This window comes from Yoonia sp., assembly GCF_017854415.1.
In the GTDB taxonomy this organism is placed as follows: Bacteria; Pseudomonadota; Alphaproteobacteria; order Rhodobacterales; family Rhodobacteraceae; genus Yoonia.
This window is the reverse complement of the sequence record NZ_JAFMHR010000232.1, coordinates 1-2,986: the sequence shown is the minus strand read 5'-3', so window position 1 is coordinate 2,986 and position 2,986 is coordinate 1. Positions and strand designations below refer to the sequence as shown.

The 2,986-nt window shown below is 51.7% G+C and carries 1 protein-coding gene; it reads left to right on the top strand.

What is annotated here, in order from left to right; all coding sequences use genetic code 11:
• Nucleotides 1-1,129 precede the first annotated feature (1,129 nt).
• A complete protein-coding gene (locus tag QZ197_RS15835; RefSeq protein ID WP_296433190.1) occupies nt 1,130-2,368 on the top strand; it encodes a tetratricopeptide repeat protein in 1,239 nt (412 codons plus the stop codon).
• The last annotated feature ends 618 nt before the right edge of the window (nt 2,369-2,986 follow it).

Sequence of the window (2,986 nt, the reverse complement as noted above, 5' to 3'; positions counted from 1 at the left end):
GCGCACCTAAGCGGGCGGGCTTTCTCCTTCAGGAGACCGCTTGCGCAGCAAGCAGCGCCTGCCACGCCCTTTTGGCGTGGGTTGAGGGGGGGCCAAAGTCGGAAGTCGGAGGTGGGAAGTCGGAAGTTTTAGACCCACGCTGCGAGCCGTTGCTGCGCTGCGCCGCCGCGAGAACCAATTCGAAGTCGGAAATCGGAAGTCGGAAGTTTTAGACCGTATAAAGGTATAAAGGTAGAAAAGTGCAAAAGTAAGCCGCCGCGATCAAGGAATCACGCGCACCTAAGCGGGCGGGGCTTCTCCTTTGCCATAGGCATCCCTTCGGGGCAGGAGACCGCTTGCGCAGCCGCGTCTTCAGCGCGGGCTGCGGGCGGCAAAGCCGGAATATTGTCGATCCAAGTCCTCCCCCTTTCTCCCCCTCCGAAGGGGGACTTTTGACCTTGCTCCGCCTTCCGTCCGATCGATTATTCGGCAGTGCTGGCGCGTGCCAATTCCCAACAATTAATGACGGTCAAAAGTCCTCCTTTGGAGGAGGTCCCCCTTGTGGGGGGAGGAGGAAAGAGGCGGCCAAAGTGGGAGATGGGAAATCCGAAATCGGAAGTGGTAGCCGCATGTAAAGGTGGAAAAGTTGAGCAAGTGTAAAAGCACGGCGCTTGCCCCCAAGCAGTACGCAGCCCCCGCGATCAAGGGATCACGCGCACCTAAGCGGGCGGGCTTTCTCCTTCAGGAGACCGCTTGCGCAGCAAGCAGAGGGCCGCGGGAAGGGCTCGAAGTCGGAAATCGGAGGTGGGAAGTGGGAGGTTTTAGACCGTGTAAAGGTGTAAAAGTGTAAAAGTAAGCCCCAGCAATCAAGGGATCACGCGCACCTAAGCGGGCGGGGCGGCTAAGTGCTCCTGAATGCGCCATTTCAAATAAAAACAGCAACAACGTACTGGGTTTTCCTGGATTCAACAGCTTGTCCCTTCACGTCCTTCAGCCGCTCGTGGACAGGCAGGAAGGCGAGGAGAAAGGCCATAAATTATCCTAAAATAATAGTTTTACTATTATTAATGATAGTAAATAAACTATTTGAAGTGATTGGCGTTCTATCAGTGTCTACTTTGACAAACGGTTACAACTAAAAATATGCGTTATGAAGAATTTGAAATATTTGCTTCTGCTTGTTTTTATCACCCAACTGTCTTTTTCGCTTCTTGCTCAAATACAAGGTGGCACCCCCTGGACGAATCAGCCTCATCAGGGGGAACTACCGGATGGTATTGGACAGGGATTTATTCGCCAGGCAGAAATGTATGCCCAACAGCACAACATAGAACAGGCCACCATTGCCTTAGACAATGCGGTGAATTTTGCGCCCAATTCGGTAGAAGCCCTGGTGCGCCGGGCGACCTTTAGCCGAAGAATTGGCCGGCTTCACGAAGCAGCGATAGACATCCACCGGGTGAACCAACTCAATCCGTATGCGGCTAATTTGTATGGCTATTATGGCCACAACAGTATGCTGAAGCTGATGGCGTTTGAGCCGCTAAAAGCGCTGGATACCGCTGATCGGCAAGCTGACCTGCAGTCTTATGTGAATTTAATTGACAAGGAAAATATCATCAACAACAATGTGGGCATAGAATCGGACATCCTCTACGAAATTATTCAGGACATTGAGATCGGAAAACTGGATGAAGCCCTGCACCTGGCCGATGCAATGATTACGATGTACCCCGAGTCTGTTGTAAGTTGGGACCTCAAAGGCGTAATCCACGAGAAGCTGGGGGAAGATGAAGCAGCGATCGGGGCTTTTTCAGCGGCTATTATCATCAACGAAGACTTTGCGATTGCCTGGTACAATTTGGCTCGGGTAATGCTGAAAAAGGGCAATGATGCCCAGGCCGAAATTTACCTGGATCGTGCTATTGATCTGGAGAACACCCTGACCGAAGCTTATTTTGAAAGGGCGCAGATTAAGAAAAGTATGGGCGATGAAGCGGGTGCTATTGCTGATTACAATACCATCATTGAACAAGAAACAACCGCTACGACCAAGGCTTACCAGAACCGGGGGCTGACTAAAAAGGTGCTGGGTGATTTTACGGGCGCCTTGTCTGATATCAACAAAGCAATTGCGGAAAAAGATGACGAAGCGCTGCTGTACAAAAACCGCGCTAACCTCATGTTGCTCTTTGGACACTACAGCGAAGCTATCGCCGACTACACCACGGCTATCCGATTAGACGGAACCTTAGCCGAAGCTTATTACAACAGGGGCTTGACGCTACTAAAAGCAGACCGCCATGAGGAGGCTTGTAATGACCTGAATACGAGTGCTCAACTCGGGTACCAGCGGGCCACGGAAAAAATAACTCATTTTTGTAATTAATCAGCGCGCACTACCTCCGGGGCTTTTTCTGGTGAGCGGCGCTCGAAATTGGAAGTGATTCGAAGTGGGCAGTGGGAAATCGGAAATGGGCGTGAGTGAAAAGTGTAAAAGTGTAAAGGTTGGGCAAGTGTAAAAGAACGGCGCGAGCGAACCAAATGAATACAGCCCCCGCGATCAGGGGATCACGCGCACCTAAGCGGGGGGCCTTCTCCTTCAGGAGACCGCTTGCGCAGCCGCGTCTTCAGCGCGGGTAGCGGGAGGCGCTCGAAGTGGGAATTGGGAAATCGGAAGGCTATAAGCCGCCGCTGCACGCCAACCAAAAAAGAGGTTGCTACCTTTAATTGCCAGCTCAAAAACAATATTTCACAAAACACTGGTAGTCAATATCTTAAGAAAAAGGTAGTTTGAAGTTTTAGACCTACGCTGAAGACGTGGCAGGCGCGTGTAAAGGTGACTCGAAGTTGGAAGTCGGAGGTGGGAAGTCGGAAATTTTAGACTATATAAAGGTGTAAAAGTAGGCCTGAGCGATCAGGGGATCACGCGCACCTAAGCGGGCGGGGTTGCTCCTTCAGGAGACCGCTTGCGCAGCAAGCAGAGGGCCGCGGGAAGGGCTCGAAG